Annotated in this window: 13 protein-coding genes and 1 pseudogene; 5 read left to right on the top strand and 9 right to left on the bottom strand. The window is 65.9% G+C overall.

The features are described from left to right. Positions 1–31: 31 nt before the first annotated feature. Positions 32–901: an alpha/beta fold hydrolase gene (locus CP556_RS08080; protein WP_098725147.1), complete on the bottom strand. Its 870-nt coding sequence runs from the start codon at positions 899–901 to the stop codon at positions 32–34. 250 nt (positions 902–1,151) lie between these two features. Here CP556_RS08080 and priL point away from each other — a divergent pair, with 250 nt between their 5' ends. Continuing rightward, positions 1,152–2,243 (top strand): DNA primase regulatory subunit PriL, encoded by a 1,092-nt coding sequence (gene priL / locus CP556_RS08075; RefSeq protein ID WP_098725146.1) that lies wholly within the window; start codon positions 1,152–1,154, stop codon positions 2,241–2,243. A 79-nt stretch (positions 2,244–2,322) separates the two neighbouring features. Here priL and CP556_RS08070 read toward each other — a convergent pair whose 3' ends face one another. Then, positions 2,323–2,715 (bottom strand): hypothetical protein, encoded by a 393-nt coding sequence (locus CP556_RS08070; RefSeq protein WP_098725145.1) that lies wholly within the window; start codon positions 2,713–2,715, stop codon positions 2,323–2,325. Between the two features lie 42 nt (positions 2,716–2,757). Continuing rightward, positions 2,758–3,030 carry a DUF7472 family protein gene (locus tag CP556_RS08065; protein ID WP_098725144.1) on the bottom strand — a complete coding sequence of 91 codons (273 nt, stop codon included), beginning with the start codon at positions 3,028–3,030 and terminating at the stop codon, positions 2,758–2,760. Between the two features lie 196 nt (positions 3,031–3,226). Here CP556_RS08065 and CP556_RS08060 point away from each other — a divergent pair, with 196 nt between their 5' ends. Both CP556_RS08060 and CP556_RS08055 read left to right on the top strand, forming a co-directional pair. Next, positions 3,227–3,850: a hypothetical protein gene (locus CP556_RS08060; RefSeq protein ID WP_098725143.1), complete on the top strand. Its 624-nt coding sequence runs from the start codon at positions 3,227–3,229 to the stop codon at positions 3,848–3,850. A gap of 61 nt (positions 3,851–3,911) precedes the next feature. Then, a pseudogene (locus CP556_RS08055) lies at positions 3,912–4,166 on the top strand (acyl-CoA dehydrogenase family protein); the annotation flags it as partial. A 34-nt stretch (positions 4,167–4,200) separates the two neighbouring features. Here CP556_RS08055 and hjc read toward each other — a convergent pair. From hjc to CP556_RS08040, 3 genes are all read right to left on the bottom strand, one after another. Continuing rightward, positions 4,201–4,725: a Holliday junction resolvase Hjc gene (hjc, locus tag CP556_RS08050; protein ID WP_098725142.1), complete on the bottom strand. Its 525-nt coding sequence runs from the start codon at positions 4,723–4,725 to the stop codon at positions 4,201–4,203. A 99-nt stretch (positions 4,726–4,824) separates the two neighbouring features. Continuing rightward, a complete protein-coding gene (locus CP556_RS08045; protein WP_098725141.1) occupies positions 4,825–5,634 on the bottom strand; it encodes a CPBP family intramembrane glutamic endopeptidase in 810 nt (269 codons plus the stop codon). A gap of 96 nt (positions 5,635–5,730) precedes the next feature. Next, positions 5,731–11,136 carry a PAS domain S-box protein gene (locus tag CP556_RS08040; RefSeq protein WP_098725140.1) on the bottom strand — a complete coding sequence of 1,802 codons (5,406 nt, stop codon included), beginning with the start codon at positions 11,134–11,136 and terminating at the stop codon, positions 5,731–5,733. Between the two features lie 271 nt (positions 11,137–11,407). Between CP556_RS08040 and ddfA the strand changes: the two genes are divergently transcribed. Further along, entirely contained in the window at positions 11,408–11,665 is a 258-nt protein-coding gene (gene ddfA, locus CP556_RS08035; protein ID WP_098725139.1) for a DdfA family disk-determining factor, read from the top strand. A gap of 150 nt (positions 11,666–11,815) precedes the next feature. Next, the gene (locus CP556_RS08030; RefSeq protein WP_098727326.1) at positions 11,816–12,667 is read left to right on the top strand and encodes a PAS domain-containing protein; all 852 of its coding nucleotides are present in this window, start codon (positions 11,816–11,818) and stop codon (positions 12,665–12,667) included. Between the two features lie 67 nt (positions 12,668–12,734). Here CP556_RS08030 and CP556_RS08025 read toward each other — a convergent pair whose 3' ends face one another. The 3 genes from CP556_RS08025 to CP556_RS08015 form a co-directional block, all read right to left on the bottom strand. Beyond that, positions 12,735–14,024, bottom strand: a complete 1,290-nt coding sequence (locus CP556_RS08025; protein WP_098725138.1) for an adenosylhomocysteinase — start codon at positions 14,022–14,024, stop codon at positions 12,735–12,737. 268 nt (positions 14,025–14,292) lie between these two features. Continuing rightward, entirely contained in the window at positions 14,293–15,018 is a 726-nt protein-coding gene (locus CP556_RS08020) for a hypothetical protein (RefSeq protein ID WP_255291427.1), read from the bottom strand. Positions 15,019–15,231: 213 nt separating this feature from the next. Further along, positions 15,232–16,530: an amidohydrolase gene (locus CP556_RS08015; protein WP_098725136.1), complete on the bottom strand. Its 1,299-nt coding sequence runs from the start codon at positions 16,528–16,530 to the stop codon at positions 15,232–15,234. Positions 16,531–16,571 lie beyond the last annotated feature (41 nt).

The raw sequence follows: 16,571 nt of genomic DNA, 5'->3' as shown, positions 1-16,571 counted from the left end.
GCCAAGACGGCCGCCAGTCTCGGACCCCTCGTCACTCCTGCTCGTCGAGGAAGGCCAGCAGGTGTTCGTTGACCAGTTCGTCGTCTTCGATGAAGAAGAGGTGCGAACCGCCCTCGACGAGTTCGAGGCGGCTGTCCGAAATCTTCTCCTCGAGCAGCCGCGCGTTTTCGACGGGGACGACCTGGTCGTCGGTCCCGTGGAGGAGCAACGTCGGCACGCGGAGCCCGTCGAGGCGGTCGCTGACGTCGAAGTTCTGGACGGCGGCAGCCTGGGCCTCGCGAGCGGGGGCACCGGCGTCCTGCTCGAGTCGCCACTCGATGATTCGATCCATCAGGTGGGGGTTCCGGTTGGTGAACCGCTCGTTGAACGCGGGTCGCATTCGGTGGCGGATCGTCTCCCGCTCGCTGGCTCCGTCCGGCGTCTCGAACATGCGTTCCTGCGTCTCCTCGGGCACCGGTGCCGCGTCGGGACCCCCGTGGGACGTACAACACAGCGTCAGTGACTTCGTCCGGGAGTACTCCAGCGCGTAGCGCTGGGCGATCATCCCGCCCATGCTCGCGCCGACGATGTGGGCGTCGTAGATCCCCGCGTCGTCGAGAACGGCCTCGAGGTCCGCTGCGAGCCCCCCCATCGAGTAACCGGCCAGTTTGAGGAGGACGAGGGCGCGGAGCGTCCCCGGCAGTCGCGCCACGAGCGGCGGCAGGCCGACGTCCGAGCGGCCGGTGCCCCGGTTGTCCGGAGCGATCACGTCGTACTCGTCGGCAACTGCCTCGCGCTGCCAGCGCCACATCCACCGACCGAATCCGAGTCCCTGCACGAACACGATCGGCGCTCGCCCGTCCCCGTCACGTCGCTCGTGTTCGTAGTAAATCGACACGCCGTCTCTCGTCGCCTGTGGCATACCCTGGACGACGTGTCGAACACCCTTGAAATCGATCCTCGAAAGTGGGGGCGTCGGCCCGCCTCACGCGATCGGCCGTCGGGGAGCAGTAATACGATATTATCGCGTCGGTGACGGCCTCGCGACGGCCGTCTCGATGTCGACCGACCGAGATCAATCTCGAGGCCCACCTGTCGGAACGGTTCAGCGGGATAAAGACTGATTGTGGTAATCAGCGCGTTTATCCCGTCGCGGTAAAATATTGTTACCGATGCAGCGACTGCACGCGCGGTACCCGTTTCTCGAGGCCGCTCGCGAGTCCGTCGCGACGGAGGCGGTCGATCTCGCGACCGTCGTCGAGCAGGATCAGGCGGTCGTCGACCGCGCACGCCAACGCGTTATTACCGCGCTCGAGGAGGGGGAGGTCGGAGACTCACACCGCGACGCTCGCGTCGAGTTGCTCTCCTATCCCGTCGCGCGGGTGCTCGTCTCACTGGTCGGAGAGCGAGTGCTCGTCCGAAAGTACGCCCGCGGGGAAGCCGCGGCGGCCTACAACCGCTTTACCGCCGACATGGCCGACACCACCGAACTGAAGAGCGTCGAGACGACGGGTCTCGAGCTCGAGGACCTGCTCGCCGAGTTCGACCTGCGGGACGACGTTCGCGAGGCGACCGACGGCGACGGCTATCGGATCGACGTCGGCACCTACCTCCCGCTGGCCGAGGACCTGTGGGAAGACGAGTGGCGACTGGTTAATCGACCGTTGGATGCCGGCGAGGTGCCTGTCGACGCGGAGGAGTTGCTCGCGCTCTTGCGCGAGGCGATCCGGAGCCGTATCGAGGATGGCCTTCCGTTCGAGGTGCCAGACACCATCGCGACCGCGCTCGAGGACGATGCGGCCGAGATCCGTGAGGTGGTCGCCGATCTCGAGTTGACCCAGGACATCGACACGGTCGTTCCGGACCTGTTCCCGCCGTGTATGAAGGCCCTGCTCGATCAGATCCAGAAGGGCGAACACTTGGCGCACCACTCCCGATTCGCGATCACGGCGTTCCTGACGAGTATCGGGATGACCACCGATCAGATCGTCGACCTCTATCGCGTCAACTCGTCGTTCGGCGAGGAGATGACCCGCTACCAGACCGACCACATCCGCGGCGATAGCTCCCCGACGGAGTACTCGCCGCCCTCGTGTGCGACGATGCAGTCCTACGGCGACTGCGTGAACAAAGACGACCTCTGCGAGCGCATTCCGCATCCGATGGCCTACTACGAACAGCGGATCGACGACGCCGACGACGACGAGATCGAGGACTGGCGAGAGGGGGCCGACGGTGAGGACAGTGCCGCGAGCGGCGACTGATGGCAGTTGCTCTCGGCTGCTAGCGGGGGTCGATCGTGGGGCCGCGTGCGATCGAAACTCGACGGTTCTGCGTCGTGCGTCACTTTTTCTGGGGCTCGTCGGACAGTTCGTCCGCCTGTCGCTGAATGTCCCGTAGCGCTCGTTCCTGTTCGCCGCGAGCGATGCCGCCGGATTCGGCGTGTCGACCGTCGTACTGGTCGGACGGGATCGCGTTCCAGACGCTCGAGTCGTCACCCCCGTCGTCTTCGGCCTCATGATCGGCCGTCGACCCGTCCGTCGCGGCCAGTCGGCCCAGGAGCGCGAGCGCGAGGACCGTCGGCCCCGCCACCGCGCCGGCGGCGACAACCGGATCGACGATGGACAGCACGCTCACGAGCAGCGACGAACAGAGCAGGACAAGCACGACGATGGCGGCAGCCTGACTGGAACGGAATCCGTCCGCTCGAGCCGAACCGGAGTCAGCACTGTCCATAGATCTTGTCAAACTGGCAACGTGAAAAGCGTACCGACCCCCTCAGAACGTTCCCTGCGCGTCCGCATCGTCGTCATCGTCGTTGGCCTCGAGGCCGTTCTCGGGGTCGTTGAGCAGGTAGGCGAGGAGGATGCCAGCCGCGGTCATCAGGAGGATGAAGCCGGCGATGACCGCCACCAGTATCTGTCCGCCTTCGGGCGAGAGCGTGCTGTTATCGGCCCCGTAGGAGGAGCCGACGGCGATCATGGCCCCCAGCATCAGAAAGACGGCAGTAACGGCGACGACGATTTCGATGAGCTGTTCGCGATCGAGCATTGTCCCAGCGGTTTCGCCGGACCGGTGAAAAGCGCTTCGAAGGGCGCCTCGAGGCGGATCGTTGGCACGATCGTCAGTCGTCCGCAGTCCGCCGTATAAACCGCGGCCATGAGAGTGCAAGCGGGCCCGTTATGCTCCTCGATCCCCTATCCACGTCGAATAGCCAGCCGACCAGCGAATCCACTTCGACGCACCGATGAAAACAACAGCGTCACCGAAAGCACCGCTTCCAGTACCGTCCACAGACCACCTCACGAAGCGATCGCGCCGGGCGCGCACCGAACCGATGTCGGTCCTGCCGCTGGGCGACGGCCTCTACGAGGTCGAGTCCGCGAGCGACCACACCTACCTCGTCGACCTCGAGGCGGGTCGGTGCACCTGCCCGGATCACGTCTTCCGCGAGGCCCGCTGCAAGCACGTCCGCAGAGTCGCGATCGAGATCACCGAGGGCCGGACACCGCCGCCGGGCGAGGTCGCGGTCGACTGTCGCGACTGCGGCGAGACGGTCTTCGTCGACGAGGACGAACCCACGCCGTTCTACTGCGACGAGCACGCGATCTACGCGGGCGACACCGTCCGTGACCGCGAGACCGGCGATCGACTCACCGTTGTCGACGTCTCGGAACTTCGAGCCGACGCCGTCGAGATCGGAGCGGCCGACACGACGGTCGCGGAGTACGAGACCAACGCGGACTACGATCCCGACGTCCCCGTCGTCGGCGCGATCTATCCCCACGCCACCGTCGCGCCAAACGGCGTCGTCCCCTCGTCGCTGAAGGTCTACGTCTTCCCGCGGACCCGCCTCGAGAAGGCGGCGTAGCGACTCGAGCGGGTTTCGCGGGGAGACACCGAACCGGCAACGCCACCGGCGCTCGAGGCGCCAACGGCTCGCTCACTCCTGTTTCGAAGTGTTCACCGCCGCGCTATTGCTCGAGGAGGCACACGCCGACCTCGAAAACGGTGACGGCCGGACGGCGCTCGTCGCGCAACGATTCGTCGCGACCGAACTCGAAGAGAGGGAAGCGCGGGGAATCACCGGTGGCGATCGGTTCGTCCTCGAGGCGTTCGAACCGATCGTCCGCTATGCGCCGGTCGATCCCGAGACGGTCTCGGAGACGGTGGCAGCCGACGACTGAGACAGGTCCCCGAACGCCGATCGGTCGAATTCGCTCACTCGAGCACTTTCGCGGCCTCCTCGACGTCCATCACGCCCTGCTCGACGGCGTTGAGCACGCGGAGGATCTCCTCGTCGGGTCCGGTATCGGCCCCGCCCTCGCCGACTTCCTCGAGCGTGACCTTCTCGGATCGGCCGGTGAACTCGGGAAAATCGGTTCCCTCGGCGATGGCCGTCTCCTTCTTGACCCGGTAGTTGCCGCCGTCGGTCACGTGGAGGTCGCCAGGGTGGAAGAAGTACCAGTCCTCTCGGTCGAAGCGGATCCCGATCCGGGGTTTCGCGCCGAAGTTCTGCGCGAAGTAGATAAGCGCTTCGACCTCCTCGCCGGTGAGATAGATCGGGTCGCCCGAACTCGATTTCGCCTCGATCGCGTAGAACTGTTCGCTGTCGCCGGCGAGCACGTCGGGGAGTTCGCGTTCGGTCGCAGAACCGCTGGCGGGCGCACGCATGACCGCGAAGCCGGCCTCGTCGAGCGCGTTGACGAGTTCCCGCTCGCGGCGGTCGCCCTTCGCCTGAGACATACCCCACCGTCACCGCCGGCCGGTAATAAAGGAACGGACAGCGCGGCGGAAGTGGTCATTGGGGGACGAGTACGGAGGCGCAGCCGATACCAGCGAGGCTTACAGCGGGACAACCGCCAGCAGGTCGACGAGCAGCGACGTCGACGGCTCGGCGGTCTCGATATCGTACTCGAGGGCGATGTAGAGGATGCCGAACTGGATGGCGTTGAAGGCGGCGTGGGCGGCGATCGGCACGAAGAGGTTGTCCGTTTTCGCGTAGAGCAACCCGAAGATGATCGAGCCGCCGAAGACGATGACGACCGGAACGACGGTGGCGAGCAGCGACTGGGAGACGGCGTACGACAGGATGTGGATCAGCGCGAAGATGGCGCTGGCGATGATAACCGCCTGAAGCCGAGAGAACGCATCGTAGAGGCGCTTCTGGACGATATTCCGAAAGAGGAACTCCTCGGCCGGCGCGTTGAAGAGGAAGACGATCGCGATCATGACGAGAACCATCGTCTGGTCGTCGCCGATGAAGCCCGAGACCGAGTTGTCCGCGGTGGGGAGGGAAAGCAACTGGACGAGCAGGCTGACGAGAACGTAAAACACGAAGCTCCCGACGACGCCGGCGAGGATGTAGCCCCAGCCCCGTTTCGTCGGGGTTCGGAGGTCGACGTACGACCAGCCGCGGTCGGTCGCCGCGAGGTAGATCCCACCGGCGAGCGCGAAGCCGACGAAGTTCAGGGTCAACAGGAGTGCTCGACTCGTGATCGACGCCTCCATCGGTGACGTGACTACCGCTGGATCGAGCAGGACGGCGGGGAGGACCGTGAACTGACTGGCGAGGATACCGAACGCTGCCAGGCCGATCGCGACGAGCGTCGATCGAATCGGGCCGTCGTCGCGATGGCGTGCGGGCGTTTCCATGGAGAGACGTATGACGACGGGGGCCTTGGGCGTTGCTCATCCGAAACGGCCCGTCTCGCCGGGGAGCACCCTCGTCGAACGGCCGATGCCGATCGATCACTCCGCGGGAACCGGCAGTTCGTCCTCGAACAGCTGTGCCAGCAGTCGCTGCTGGCCGATTCGAAGGTGTCTGTTGACCGTCGGCTGCGTCACCGCGAGCAACTCTGCGATCTCCTCGCCGGTGCTCTCGCGGGGCCACTCGAAGAAGCCGGCGAAGTAGGCCGTACGAAGCACTTCGAGTTGCCGGTCGGTCAGCGCCTCGAACAGCGACGTGACGAGTTCGCGTCGCGTCCCCATCGATCGCTCGACGTGGCGGCGGGATCGGAGCTCGACGGTCGGATACCCCTCGCGGAGCATCTCGACGAACTCGCGGACGTCGGTGCCCATCGAGACGTCGACGGTGATCTCGGTCCCCGTCGCGTCGGCGTGCATCGAGCGCGGACTGCCGCCGTGGCGGACCAGCCGCGAGGCGATGACCTCGCCGGTGACGGTCGCCTCGAACCGGCAGTCGCCGTCGGCGTCGCTGATGAGCCGGGAGTCCGTCACCGAGACGAGATCGTCGAGGACCGCGCGAACGTCGTCGGGGGAGACGCCGCTGGTCTCGAAGAACAGCAGCGTCTCGTCGCCGGAGTGCGTCCCCAGACCCGCGTACTCGACCCGGGCACCCGTCTTCGCCGCGATCCGAGACAGCAGGTCCTCCGAACCCTCGATCCGCAGGGTCAACTCGAGCACCGTTTCGGCGTGCAGTGCCTCCCGAGTTTTGGCGGCGGTGATCGCGTTCGCGATCCCCTCGCCGAGTTCCGTCATGACCGTCCGCTCGAGGTCGGCGAACGCGTCCGGTTCGTCGGCGTAGACCGTGAGGACGCCGTAGGAGTACTCCGCATGCGAGAGGGGGACACTGATGACCGACTGGAACCCCCGGTCGACGGCTCGTCGCCGCCAGGGGTCGCCTTGCAGCCCTTCGACGACGTTCGAGACGACCGTCGGCGTCTCGGTCCGGGCGGTCCGGACGGCCGGCTCAACCGACGCGTCACCCTCGAGGGAGACGTCGTCGAGATACTCTTGGCCGGTGCCCGCCCAGGCCCGGGGCTCGAGTCGAGTGCCGCCGGCGTCGAGCTGGCCGATCCACGCGAACGCGACGTCGTCGGCCTCGATCAGCCGCTCGGGGACGGTCCGTTCGATCTCCGCACGGCCGTCGGCCCCGATCAGCGACTGATCGATCCGCCTGATGAGTTCGGTAATCTCGATCTGGCGGTTGAGCCGGCGGTTCCGTTCCTCGAGCTCCGCCTCCCGCTCGCGGAGGCTGGCCTCGCTCGCGAGGCGATCGAACGCGGCCTCGGTCGTGGCGACGAGCGTCTCGATCAGCCGCCGAGCGTCGGTGTCGATCGTTCCGTCGCCCGACGCGACCGCGAAGACCCCGTGATCGCCGATCGGAACGACGACCCCGCTCTCGACCGCCGGCCCGAAGACCTGCGATCGATCGAACGATACCGGATCGTCGACGACCGTCCCCGTTTCCGTCACGTAGGCGTTCCAGAGAACGGAGTCGTCGTCGCCGACGGCGACCGACGGCGGTCCCGAACAGAGCGTCGCGAACTCGTCGGTGTACGCGACGGGCTCGAACCGGTTCACGTCGGAGTCGAGGGCGTAAACGGCCACGCCCGACGCCTCGAGGATATCTTCAGCCGTTTCGACGACCAGCGCCGCGACCTCCCGTTCGGTGTCGGTGCCCAGCAGGTCGCGGGCGGCGTCGTGGAGCGACTCGAGGGCCAGTTCGCGCTCCTTTCTCGCCGTGATGTCCTGAATCGATCCCCGGACCCCGACGATGCTGTCGCCGGGCTGCGGCAACTTCCGGTCGTCGACAGCAGGGCCGCCCGCGTGATCGTGAGTCGCCGGCTCGGCGTCAGCCGGCCGGCCGTCGCCGTCCCGGTAGACCGGCTCGCCGATCGATCGAACCCAGCGCACGTCTCCCTCGATAGTCTCTATGCGGTGTTCGATCTCGTAGCTCTTCCCCCGCTCGAGTGCCGCAGCGACGATGTCCGAAACCATCGCTTCGTCGTCCGGATGCGGGAACGACAACGCCAGTTCCGGATCGACGTCCGCGTCCAGCGGCAGGTCGTAAAGGCGCCGCAGCCCGTCGGTCAGGGTCACGTCGGGGAAGTCACCGCTTACGTCGAGTTCCCAGCCGCCGATGCTGGCGATCCGTTCGGCCTGCTCTAAGAGTTCCGTCGTCCGCTCGAGTTCGCGTTCGTGTTCCTTGCGCTGAGAGATGTCGTTGTTGATCCCGACTACGCGCTTGCTCCCGTCCTCGTCGTGGACGACCCGACCGCGGGCACCGACCCAGACCCAGCCCCCGTCTTCGTGTCGAAGCCTGAACTCCGTCTGGAACAGTTCGTCGCGCTCGATAGCGCGGGTGACCTCCTCGTTGACGCGAGCGACGTCGTTCGGATGGACGCGCTGTTCGAAGGCGTCGAACGTTCCGCCGAAAGCCCCCTCCTCGAGGCCCAACAGTCCCTCGTACGTCTCGTTCCAGTCGACCGTATCGGTTGCTAAGTCCCACTCCCAGACGCCCGTGTTGGTCCCCTCAAGCGTGAGTTCGAGGCGGCGTTTCGTCTCGCGAAGGTCCCGCTCGCGTTTCTTCCGCTCGGTGATGTCGCGGCTGATAGCCATAAAGCGGTTCTCGTTCTCGAAGTCGAGACAGATCAGGTGGATTTCGACGGGGAACGTCGACCCGTTGCGGCGCCGATACTCGCCTTCGAATTTCTGTCGTTCGCCGACCGACATCTCCTCGAGCTGAGTCAGGACGTCGGCCGCGTCGACCAGGCGATCGTACTCCCAAATTTTCGTGTCGAGCAGTTCGTCCGCGGGATAGCCCAGTTCGTTGGCGAGCCGTTTGTTGGCGTCGACGATCGTTCCCTCGGTATCGAGCACGTTGATCATGTCGGGAGAGTTCTCGAAGAGCGCCTCGAGCCGTGCGCTCGTCGCTTCGAGTTCGCGTTCGCGCTCCTTGCGCTCGGTGATGTCGCGGATAACGCCCGCGGTTCCGGCAAACTCGTCGTCGGCCATCGGCAACAGCGCCATGTGATTTTCCGCGTCGAGCACGTCCCCGTGAACGGTCTCGAGGGCCATCTCGAACGTCCGAGACGGTTCGTCGGCGCGGAGCAGGTCGCGGATCCGCTCCCTGGCCGTCTCGAGATCCCCGTCGGCCAGCACCGTCGAAACGTGCTCGCCGATCAACTCCTCGGGCTCATAGCCGGTGATCGACGTGAGAGCGTCGTTCAGGAAGGTGAAGCGGCCCTCGGCGTCGATCGTGTACACCAGTTCGTCAAGCGCCTGAATGATCGTCTCGGTGCGCTCGAGTTCGCGTTCGCGCTCCTTGCGCTCGGTGATGTCCTGAAACGATCCTCTGACTTTGATGACGTCGCCGTCGCCGGACTGCAGTCGGCCTTCGGCGGAGCGGTACTCCGCTCCGCTCTCGAAGACCGGTTCGCCGATCGCCCGAACCCATCGTCGGTCACCGTCGTCCGTCGTGATGCGGAGTTCGAGATCGTAGCGCTCTCCGTCCTCGATCGCGCGCTCGACCGCCTCGCGAACCCGCGGTCGGTCGTCGGGGTGGTAGAATCCGAGCGACCGCTCGAGGTCGATCGTCTCGTCGGACGAAACGCCGTGGATTCGGCGAACCTCGGCGGTCCACCATAGCTCGTACGGCTCCTCGGTCACGTCGAGTTCCCACGCGCCGATCTCCGCCAGCCGCTGGGACTGCTCGAGCAGGTGCGTGGTTCGCTCGAGTCGGGCCTCGCGCTCGCGGAGCCGACGCTCTTTGTCCCTGCGCTTGCTGATGTCACGGCCAATCCCGACCTCGACGGGCTGGCCGTCGGGAGCCTCGAGGACCGATGCGACGAACTCGTAGGGGATCCGCTCGCCCGATTTCGGTTGCACCGCCGCCTCGACCCGCGTCTCGCCCGTCTCGAAGGCCTCTTCGATCGAGTCGCGGATAGCCGACCGGTGTTCCTCGTCGAAGAAGTCCAGGGCGTCCATCGACTCGATCTCGGCGTTCGAATACCCCGACATCTCGACCAGCGTCTCGTTCCAGCGCTGGAGGACCCCGTCCTCGTCGAGGATGTAGAACACGTCGTCCAACGCGTCGAGGACGTCGTTCGTGAACTGCTTGTATCGCTCGAGCCGTCGCTCTTTGTCCCTGCGCTCGCTGATATCGCGGCCCACGCCGGCGATGAGCCGGTCTCCGTCCGGGCCCTCGAGGACCGATCCGGCGAACTCGTAGGGGATCCGCCGGCCGTCGCTGGTCACGAGTGGGGCGTCGATGCGCGTCGATCCGGTTTCGAGAACCTCCTCGATCGCGGCCATGATCCGGTCGTGGTCGGTCTCGTCGAAGAAGTCCAGGGCGTGCAACGGCTCGATCTCGGTGTCCGCGTAGCCGGTCGTCTCGCACAGGCTCTCGTTCCATCGCCGGACCTCGCCGTCCTCGTCGAGCAGATAGACGACGTCGTCGACGGCGTCGAGCATGTCGTCGGTGAACTGCTGGGCTCGCTCGAGGCGTCGAACGTACGTGCGCCGCTCGACGGCCTGGCTCATCCAGCGGCTCATCAGATCCACGAACGATTTTTCGGCGGCCGTAAACGGCCGGTCCCGGGAGTCGCGGTTCAGGAAACAGAGCGTCCCGTAGAGTTCGCCATCGACGACGATCTTGGCGCCGAGATAGCAACTGATACCGCGTTCGTCGGCCGCCGGGTGTGATTCCCGGTCCGTCGCTTCGGCGTCGTGGATTCCCAGAATATCGTCCGACGTGATCGCGTCTCGACAGTAGATCGTCGAGAGATCCAGTACCGCCCCCTCGAGGTCGTCCTCGTGGCCGACGGCCGTCTCGACCTCGTAGCGGTCGGTCGACTCGTCGATCCGAGAGAGGAGCCCGGTCTCGAGCCCCAGCCGGTCACAGCCGAGCTCGAGCAGTCGTCGGATCTTCGCCTCGCCCCGGAGTTCGGGGTCGGACGTGACCCGGTAGAGGTCCCGTCGGTCGCGATCGCGCTCGGCGCGTCGCCGTTCGCGCTCGCGCACCGCGACCGTCAGGTCCTCGATGACCTCGGAGAGTCGGCCGACCTCGTCGTCCCGATCGATCGCGAAGTCGATAGCGTCGGCGATATCGGTCGATTCATCGGCGCGGTCGGCCTCGGACGACGCGGGATCATCCTCGATGCGCGAAATGAACTGCCGGAGTTCGTCGGTGAGTCGCTCGATATCGGTCGGTCCATCGGAGCCGCTCCGCGCGGCGAGTCCCACGACGAGTAGTCCGGGTTCCGTCGCCGCGCCGAACCCCAGCGTCGCCAGATCGGGCGGTGCGATCCCGCTGATGAGAGCGACCACCACGCCGATCGTTCCGAGCAAAACCGAGATCGAACGCGTCGTGGCGTTCGCGAGCAGTCCGTGATAAACGGCGATACCGACCATAGGGCACCTACGGAATGACTGCCAATGATATGCGCGGTTTATTTTCCGTATACTACGCAGATATTTAGAGGGGGTTGACTCCGGTGAAATCCGGTTCCAGTGGCGAGACAGACGGTCGGATCGGTGCCAGGGGACCTGCGGCGAGACCGGGGACAACAGCGACGCTGGCTCGCCGACGGCCGTGACACTATACACGTAGTGTCGCAGCTGCGTCGGCGTTACGTGTATAACGACCAAGCGGATACCGGTCGCTCGCGTTTCTCCGACTACGATGACTGGAACGACGGTAGAGCAATACAGCGATTCGATCAGTCTCCGCGTCGTCGAGGCGCTCGCGACTGCAACCGACACCGCCGCACACGAACTCGAGCCCCTGTACAACGTCGTCGATCCCGAGGCGCTCGATCAGCTCTTCCAACAGGACACGAACGGCGGGGTTCGCGTCACGTTCGAATACGGCGATTCGCTGGTCGAGGTTCGAAGCGACGGCACCGTCAGCATCGACGGGAACGTCCATGAGGGCAGGTAAGCACCGGCGGCTCGAGACCACTTCGATGGCTGAAAGCGACGTGAGACGGCGATCGAGTGACATGAACAGCCCGAGACGACGATCGGCAGGCGCGATTTGACCCCAAACCGAACGCGGTCGCGCAACGAGACCGTGCCGAAACCGAGACCACTGTTGAAATCAACTGCTGTCGTCCCCGAACCCCCCGTTCGAACGCGGCCAACACAGATTCGTCTCCTCGTCGTCGGCCGCGAGTGCGACGCGATCGACCGCGCGTTCGACGACGAAACCGAAGTCACCGTCGAGTCGGTCCCCACGCTCGAGAGCGCGCGGCCCCGATTCGACGACATCGACTGTCTCGTCGTGCAGTCGCCGACGACGGCGGCCAACGGAACTGAGGACCGCGGCGAAAGTGGCGAGCGGACCGATGATACGACGAGGGACACGCCGACCGACAACGGGAGCGCAGGTGACGTTGCGGACCGACTCGAGACGATCAGGACCGACGCGCCCGAACTACCGGTCGTCGTCCTCGCGGACGAGCTCACGCTCGCACTGACGCGGACGGTCCGCTCGGACGGGTGGACCGCCATCGTCGAACGGGACGAGACGCTCGCGCTGTTCCCCGACCGCGTCCACGATCTCCTCGAGCGCCGCCGGCTGACGACGCTCGCGCGACGATCGCTGGCGAGCGTGGAGTTCGCCGGCGATGCGATCGCGATCGTCGACCCCGACGGCGACGTCCAGTTCGCGAGTCGCTCCTTCGCGATGCAGTTCGGCTCCGATCGCGACGCGCTCACCGGAACCCCATGGCGGGCACTGTTCACCGACGCGGCCGTTTCCCACCTCGAGTCGGCGGCGCTCCCGACCGTCGCCGAGGGATGGCGGTGGACTGGTAGTTGCACCGGCCGTCGGCAGACGGGCGCGACGTTCCCGGCTCGCGTTCGGCTCGGCGGTCTCGAGGACGACAGTCTGGTGTTCGCGGTCGACGAAAGCAAGGGAAGCGACGGGCTCGAGGAGTGAGTGACGATGCCACGAATACGGAAAGAGAGCGCAGTGCGCTGCTAATTCTACTGAAAACGCGGTCGAGCTACGTTCCGTGGTCCCAGCTGCCCATGTAGTCGCGCTGGGTGTCCGTCAGCGAATCGAAGTCGACGCCCTCGGCCTCGAGTTTGATCTCGGCGATCTCCTTGTCGAGGTCGTCGGGGACGTCGTGGACGCCGGCGTCGTAGGCGTCGCTGTTTTCCAGCATCTCGCGCACGCAGACGGCCTGAACGCCGAACGACTGGTCCATGACCTCGACGGGGTGGCCCAGCGAGACGGGCGCGGCGAGGTTGACGAGTCGCCCCTCGGCGATGACGTTCAGCTTGCGACCGTCGGCCATCTCGTACGCTTCGACACCGTCGCGGGCCTCGAAGCGATCAGCCGCGAGGTCGTCGAGCGCCTCAAGGTCGATCTCGATGTCGAAGTGGCCCGCGTTGGCCAGCAGGACACCGTCTTGCATCTCCTCGAAGTGTTCTTCGACGATGACGTCGCGGTTGCCCGTCGTCGTCAGGAAGACGTCGCCCACTTCGGCCGCTTCCGACATGGGCATGACGTCGTAGCCCTCCATGTGGGCCTCGAGCGCGCGCCGGGGCTCGACTTCGGTGACGATGACGTTCGCGTTCTGGCCCGAGGCCTTCTTCGCGACGCCCTTGCCGCAGTAGCCGTAGCCCGCGACGACGACGTTCTTGCCGGCCCACGAGAGGTTCGTGGTCATCGCGATGGAGGCCAGCGAGGACTCGCCAGTGCCGTGGACGTTGTCGAAGAGGCGCTTCATGGGCGTGTCATTGACCGCGAAGACGGGGTACTCGAGCGCCCCGTCTTCGTCCATCGCGCGCAGGCGGTGGACGCCGGTGGTCGTCTCCTCCGCCCCGCCGACGATGCCGTCGATCAGTTCGGGGTAGTCCTCGTGGATCGCTGCCACGAGGTCCATCCCGTCGTCGACCGTGACCGTCGGCTCGTGGGCGATGACGGCCTCGATCGCGGCGTAGTACTCGTCGTCGTCGACGCCGCGCTTGGCGTAGCTGGTGATGTTCTCGTGCGTGTCGAGCGCCGCGCTCACGTCGTCGTGGGTCGAAAGCGGGTTGCAGCCCGTGACTGCGACCTCGGCGCCGCCCTCCGCGAGCGTTTCGACGAGGATCGCCGTCTTTGCCTCGACGTGCATCGCCATCCCGATACGCTCGCCCGCGAAGGGCTGGTTCGCGACGAACTCCTCGCGAACGTGCTCGCAGATCGGCATGTGTTGGGCGGCCCAGTCCATTTTTCGGCGTCCCTCCTCGCGAGCGGACTCGAGATTGTCGAGTTGCTCGCTGATCGGGAGATACTCGGTGTCGGTCATGTGTCGACTGAGTGGGACCGTGGGCAAAACGGTACCGAACCGCTCCGACGGTCGGTTCGTGGCGTGGCTCGGGTTCGACGACGAGAGATCTCTCCTGGGTCAAAACAAATCGGCGAGAGTGGTGGGTGATCCGCGGTCGCTACGTGCCTGCTCGATCGGGGCAATCGCCTCGAGGGCGAGCGCCGCGATCGGGTTCCGACACCGACGACGGTTCACTGCACGTCAGTGCCGTCGTCCGGCATCGGTCGGTCAGTCCGATCGAACCGGATTATTCTTCGGCATCGTCTTCGTCAGCGTCGCCGCCATCGTCATTCGGTCCGCCCGCATGACTCGGCGGACCGCCGCCCTTCTCGTCGTCACCGTCGGTACTGTCGTCGCCATCGTCACTCGGTCCGCCCGCGTGGCTCGGCGGCCCTCGTTCGTCGTCGCTCTCGTTGTCGTCATCGTCGTCAGCCGGCGGGCCGGCGTGGCTCGGCGGGCCGGCGTGAGCCGGCGCGTTCCCCGGATTGTTCTGGACGACGAAGCTCGCGATCGAGATCCCGATCGACGCGTTGGTGTCGTTCGAGTCGTTCTGCTGGGTCTGGACGTACTCGGAGACGATCGCCCCGAAGTTCGTCGCGGATTCGTTGCCGTCGTCGGTCTCGTTGCCATCATCGCCGTCAGTTTCGTTTTCGGTCTCGTTACCGTCGTCCGCCGCGGCGTCCGCGGTTAGCGTCACCGTCGTCGTGGCGGTGTCGTTCTCAGCCGTAGCGGTGACCGAGACCTCGACGTCCGCCGCAGGGGTCGGGAGTTCGACCGTTCCGTCGTCGTCGGTCGTGTACTCGCCCGCTCCCGCGTACGAGGTGTTATTTTCAGTCGTCGTTACGTCGACGGTCGCGTTCGCGACCGCAGTGTCGTTCGCCGTCACCGCGACGACGATATCGTCGCCGTCGTCGACGGCCACTGCGAGCTCGCTATCGCCCTCCTGTGCCGCCACGCCTGCCGATGCGAACACGGACAGGATCATAACGGCGACCAGTGTCATCGTTAGTAGTCGGTTTTTCATTCACTCGTGACTTTCCGTCTTTGTTAAATAAATCCGGACGGCGGTTCTCGTTGTTCGCCCACAATAGAAATCGTTCGAAAATTGTCCTAAGGGTTTATGCGACATTTTGAGCGTTTATTTCGATATTAGGTCAATCTGGGTCGAACGGTTCGAGCCCGGCGATTACTCGGCGGCGCGGGCCGAAAGCGACTCGGCGGCTTCGAGCGCTCGCTCTCGAACTGCCGCTTCCTCGAGCGTCAGTACCTCGCGATCGCGCATGAGTACCCGGCCGTCACAGACGGTGTGTCGCACGTCGGCGGCCGCCGCCGCGTACGCGAGGTGGCTCACGAGATCGTGTCGCGGCGTCAGGTGCGGTTGCTCGAGGTCGATCACCGCGAAATCGGCCGACGCGCCCGCCTCGAGACGACCCGACTCGAGGCCGATCGCGTCGGCGCTCCCCCGCGTCGCGAGGTCGACGACCGCTTCGGCGGGCACCGCGCTGGCGTCGTCGGCCGCGAGTTTGCCCAGCATGGCCGCGTCGCGGGCCTCGTCGAGCATCGAGAGGTCGTTGTTCGAGGCCGCGCCGTCCGTCCCGAGGCCGACGGTGACGCCGGCATCGAGCATGCGCTGGACGGGCGCCATCCCGCTCGCCAGTTTCATGTTCGACGCCGGGCAGTGGATCACGCCGGTGCCGGCCTCGGCGAGCAGTTCGATCTCCCGGTCGTCGACGTGGACGCCGTGGGCGACGAAGTCCTCGGACTCGAGGAACCCGTGCTCGGCGGCGTACTCGAGCGGCCGCTGGCCGTAGTCGTCGACGATCGGCGCGACCTCGGCTTCGGTCTCGTTGGCGTGATAGTGGATCGGCACGCCCGCTGCTCGGGCTTCGGGAACGAACTCCTCGAGGTACTCGCTCCCGACGGTCGTCAGCGAGTGGGGCATAAAGGCCGTCGAAATCCGCCCGTCGGCCGCGCCGTCGTACTCGCGGGCGATCTCGAGACTCGTTCGCGCGTCGTCGCGCGCGGCCTCGCCATCCTTGCCGACGGTGACGATACCGTGGCCGAGGCGGGCACGGAGCCCCGCATCCTCGACCGCGGCGGCGACCTCGGGGACGTGGAAGTACATGTCCGCGAAGGCGGTCGTTCCGGATTTAATGAGTTCGAGCAGGCCGAGTTCCGCGCCGACGCGGACATCGTCGGGCGTCAGCTCTCCTTCGGCGGGCCAGATGTCCTCCTGGAGCCACGCCTCGAGCGGTTTGTCGTCGGCGTACCCCCGCAGGAGCGACATGGCGACGTGGCAGTGGCCGTTGACGAACCCCGGCGTCACGAGCGAGTCCGCGGCGTCGAGCGTCTCGTCGGCGTCGCCCGCGAGATCGGGGCCGATCTCGAGGATTTCGCCGCTGTCCTGATCGATCAGTACGTCGGCAGTCGCCACCGTTAGATCGGGGCGGAGGACCTGCCCGTCGGTAATCGCAAGCGTCGTCATTGCTGGAAGATTCTCGTCGGGCCGCCTTAGCCTGTCGATGG

Origin of the sequence: Natrinema sp. CBA1119 (assembly GCF_002572525.1) — an archaeon.
Lineage (GTDB): Archaea > Halobacteriota > Halobacteria > Halobacteriales > Natrialbaceae > Natrinema.
The sequence above is the reverse complement of the archived record's forward strand: the minus strand, read 5'-3'. Positions and strand labels throughout refer to the sequence as shown.